At 62.2% G+C, this 5,103-nt stretch carries 2 protein-coding genes; both read left to right on the forward strand.

Annotated features, from left to right (window positions below; translation table 11 throughout):
- Positions 1 to 3,052, forward strand: a 3,052-nt coding sequence (locus tag LLH00_12355) for a TonB-dependent receptor (protein ID MCE5272059.1), incomplete at its 5' end; no start/stop codon positions are given.
- Between the two features lie 60 nt (positions 3,053 to 3,112).
- The coding region (locus LLH00_12360) for a hypothetical protein (protein MCE5272060.1) at positions 3,113 to 5,103 on the forward strand (1,991 nt) is incomplete at its 3' end.

The raw sequence follows: 5,103 nt of genomic DNA on the forward strand, positions 1-5,103 counted from the left end.
CGGCCAGCCCCTGGCCGGAGTGCAGGTGACCTGCGAGGGCACACGTCTGGGTAATGTGACCAACAACGACGGGTACTATTTCATTCTGAACGTGCCGCCCGGACGGCGCTCGATCACTTTCACCTACACCGGCTACCAGAAAATCACCGTGGCCAACCAGTTGATCCTGGCCGGCCAGACCACCACGGTCAGCGCCGAACTCAACACGGCGGTAGTGGAGATGGAAGGTATCGTGGTGGAGGGGCAGAGTGAAGTGCTGATGCCCCGTGACAACACGGTCTCCAAGAGCCGCATGACCTCCGAGTCCATCTCGGCCACACCGGCCACCAAGCTCGAGGACATGTTGCTGATGGAGCCGGGCGTGCAGGTCGGTGGCATTGGCGGACTGGACCGCGGCCTGCGTATCCGCGGCGGACGCGTGGGCGAGGAGGCGATGGTGGTGGATGGGCTGATCGCGCGCAACTACACCGCCGATCCGTTCCGCAGCGGCCTGGGCTGGATCTGGGACCAGGAACTGGGCAGCCTGGGTGAGGACACCACCCCGCTGGAATTCTCCACCAGTTCGGTCGAGGAAGTGGATATCATCACCGGCGGGTTCCAGGCCGAGTACGGCAACGCCCAGTCCGGTATCATCAACATCGTCACCACCGAGGGCGGCCCGGATTACCGCGGCCGGGTCCGTATGACCTCCGATCAGGCCAATCCCCGCACCTCGGACTACGGCTACAACCAGCTCCAGGCCAGCCTGGGCGGCCCGGTTAAGCTCATCCCGAACATGTATTTTCACGGCTCGGCAGAAATCCAGGGCCAGGCCGAACGCAACCCGACCCACGCGGATGAGGGTTTCCGCGGCATAAACCAGGACTTTGTCGACCACCTGAACGACGCGGTGCGGAACGACCCCGTGCTCGGCCAGCAGTTGCCGGCTTACACGCTGGAGGAGTTCAAGGTGGCGCGCGAGGCCTACGCCGCCAAGACCGGTGAGAGCGCCGCGCTCTGGTCGCCTCCGAACCCGGTCCGTCAGCCCGGCGACTGGGGGGACCGCACCCTGATCTCGGGCAAGCTGACCGATTCTCCCATCCCGGGCCTCAAGCTGATCGGCAGCGCCAATTTCTCGCGCAACCAGCATGCCTATCCCTCGCGCAACACGGGCAACTATTTCATGGACGGGATTGCCACGCGCGAGACCATGCCTCTGGCAGACTGGGACGGCCGCTATGGCGGAGCGCAGGAGGTCTACGTTCCGCAGAGCTACGCCCGCCGTACCCGCACCTCCAATATCCTGGCCGGCGCGGACTGGGAATTCTACAAGTCGACCACGCGTAGCGCGGCCCTGCAGTTCCGTTTCAGCAATTTCGAGACGCAGGACATCAACAGCTCCGACCCCAAAGTCAACTACAAGCACGACAACACGTTCCTGGGCTGGGACCCGCACGATGTCCCGTTCGAGATGGAGAACTATCCCGGACGCGAGTGGCAGTACGATGCGAATGTCAAGCTGTTCCCGGACGGTGTGACCGGCTGGAAGCTGGATTACTCCTGGGCCACTCCGTTCTCGACCCATTACGATGACTGGCTGTATTACCTCACCTACCGCTACCAGCGCGAGCACCAGAAGAACGTGAAGACCGATTTCGACTTCCAGATCAACCGTCACAACCGCGCCAAGGTCGGTATACAATACACCAGTTTCGACAACATGATGTTCAATACCGATTACATGACCCCGCTGCGCAACCTGGACAACGAGTTCAACTACCAGCCGAACATGCTGGCCTTCTACGTGCAGAACCGTACCGACCTGGGTGATTTCGTCATCGACTACGGCCTGCGCTATGACCGTTTCGACCCTGTCGACAACTGGGGTTTCCGCAACGGCGACCAGTACGGGCAGGACTATTTCCCCAAGGTCGTGGATGAGATTTCGCCGCGCTTCGATGTGGCGTTCCCGGTCACCGACAAGTCGCAGTTGCGTTTCTCCTACGGCGCATTCACCCAGCTGCCCAGCCTGACCTATATCTTCGACGGCTCCAACCCCGGCGGCCTGGAGTATTCGCGCACGGACGCGTTCGAGGCCGGCCTGAGCTACCTGCTTAACGAGGACATGGTGCTGGACATGGTTACCTACTACCGTGACATCGACGGCAACGTGGCCAGCCGCTCGTTTTTCCGCGATTACTACGAGACCCACAGCGAGCGCCGTATCCGCGCCTCGGCCAGGGGTTACTCCAACCGCGACAACGGCAACATCAAGGGTGTGGATTTCACCCTCAAGCGCAAGTTCGCCAACAACTATTCGGTCAACCTGATCTATACGCTGCAGTTCAGCCGCACCACGGGCAGCCAGATCAATTCGACCTCCTATCTGAACAACTTCCTGGATAACTCCACCGGCGAGGTGTTCACCCCGCCCGATGAACTGCGCCCGATCGACGGTGACCGCACCCATGCGATCACGGCCAATTTTAGCTATCTGGTGCCGCAGGATTTCAGGAGCGGGACCACGCTCGGGATGCTGCTCAAGGACATCCGTCTGAACGCAATCTACACCCTGGCCAGCGGCGCTCCGATGACCGACTACATCAACTGGTTCGGCGGCAGCTACGGCCACAACGCCCACGATAACGTCACCTGGCTGACCCGGCGCAACGGCAAGCCCATCGGCGGCGTGAACTTCTTCCGTGATCGCTGGAGCCAGAACCTCGACCTGCGTATGTCGAAGAATCTAAGTCTGGGCGGCACCCGTCGGGTGAGCCTGTTCTGCGAGATTTTCAACGCCCTGAACCGCAAGTTCAACACCCCGTATCCCAAGGGCCTGTCCTACGAGGACAACAGCCACATAACCGGCGGTGTGGACTGGAACTGGGATGACCCTTCGATTTCGCAGGGCGACCGGGTGCGGTTCAACGCCGATTTCAACGGGGACGGCATTCTGTCCGTGATGGAAGCGACCAAGGGTGAGATCGCCGAGTCGGTGCTGCTCTCGACCATGGACAAGGAAGCCTGGGGAACTGCCAGGCAGATCCGTCTGGGAGCTGAATTCTCCTTCTGATCCGGTCCGCCGGGCCGGAGTACGAGTCTGAATCAGTGGAGTCATTTCAGGAGATATCTGATGATGAAAACAAAGGCAAGACATTTGACCGGCCTGCTCCTGGCTGTCCTGCTGCTAATGGCGGCCGGCAGCGCCCTCGGTGAAATGAAAGCACTCAAGCGTGCCGAAGGCAACAATGTGGGAGTGGTGGTCGGCATGAACTGGCGCAACGCCCTCTACGGCGGCGCCTATGGCGAGCCCGAATACTATCACCAGTTCCCACGGGGCTCGAGCAACATCTTTTTCTGCTGGGGCTGGGGCTGGGGCCCCTCGGCCGTGTTCGATCTCAACGGCGACGGGCTGTGCGAGGACACCACGTTCTTCGAGGGCCGCGGCTGGACGTTCGACGCCGGGGTGGGCAGCCTGGAGCAGCGCGACCTGATCATGAGCCTGGTTAACAGCGGCGAGCGGATGAGCCAGGCCGCACGCCGCCTCGAGGTCACCCGGGTCTACAGCTCACTGGACGCCGAGGACGTGGCCGCCTGGCCGCCCGAGTTCCGCAGCGGACGGTCGATGGACGGAGCGCCGATTTTCCACGGCGCCGAGACCATCTCCGTGCTGCGCACCGATTCCTGGCGCACCAATTTCGCCCAGCCCCTGGGCGGCTCTCTGGAACAGTCGTTCTATTTCCTGAACTTCGCCGAGAGCAACAATATGGTCTACGGCCGGGCGTTCCTGCGCAACATGTCCGAGTACGTGCAGTACAACGAGTCACCGCAGTTCAGCACCCGGGCCAAGCAGGCGCCGGACGGTTTCACCTGGGTCGAGATGACTATCGCCAGCTGCGTGCACACCCTGCAGGCCGGCACCGAGTACCCGGGCTGGATTTACCATCCCGCGCGCCAGATCACCGGCTTCTACCAGATCGCCGGCATCGAGCCGGCGTTCACGCCCAAGGAAGCCCCGATAATCGGCCAGATGATGACCCGCTATCCGAGCCACAACGGCGAGACCATGCATCTGACCAATTTCAACCTGCAGTCCGAGGACTACGGGTTCAACGCTTCGCAGGACGTGATGGTGGGCGGATTCCCACGCGGCATGGGCTACCGCTGGCAACTGGGCGACATCAACCAGATCCGTGAACTGTTCCCCGGCATCACCAATCCGTTCACCGGTAAGCCGATGTTCGGGTTCCCGGGCCGTCTGGATCCGGATGACGCCCGCTACAACCAGTGGCTCTGGGGAGCCGACTCGTACCGTCACTACACCGCGTTCGGCATCCTGCACGACATCACGCCGCGCGACACGGTGAGCTTCGATTTCGTCTACATGTGGTGCCCGGTGGCCGCGGGCAAGGCCTACGCCATGCCGCCGCGCGACATCGCCAACATGGACGACCCGGGCATGCAGGCGGCCTGCAAGCCCCTGGAAACCTATGCCGATGTGGCCCTGGCAGTGGCGGGCGGCGACTACGTGCTGCCCGAGACCCCAGTCCCGCCGGCCATGACCATCATCCCCGGCGACCGTCAGGTCACGATCACCTGGAACGATGCGAACCTCTACGTGCCGGACGCCTACTACTACTTCCTGCAGCACAACCCGGACCTCGATCCCGAGCACGTGTACCGCGAGTACGATTTCGAGGGTTTCCGACTCTATCGCAGCTTCGTCGGGCCGAGTGACACGCACTCCGAACTGATCTACCAGTCCAGCGTCACGGACAAGAACCTCGGGTTCTACTATGTCGACCGCCTGAACGATGACGTGGGCAAGTTCCGCATGCGTAACGGCCTCAAGGTCTGGTACGCCCTGGTGCCGTACGACAAGAACTACGACCCGGCCACCGGCAACGAGTTCAGCCTGCCCACAGCCGCGAGCGGCAAGATCTGGAACCGTCCGGGCTCCGGTCTTTTCACGGTCATCCCGCGCAGCGACGCCAGCAATTTCAAGTCCGCAACGGTGCAGGATGTCAAGTTCGTCTCCACCTGGCCGGGCGAGACCCTGGACGTGGCCTTTGTCAAGCTGGCCGGCGCCGACCACAAGCTGACCGAGCCGCCCAAGGCGATGAA

The organism is bacterium (assembly GCA_021372515.1).
Taxonomy (GTDB): Bacteria; Gemmatimonadota; Glassbacteria; order GWA2-58-10; family GWA2-58-10; genus JAJFUG01.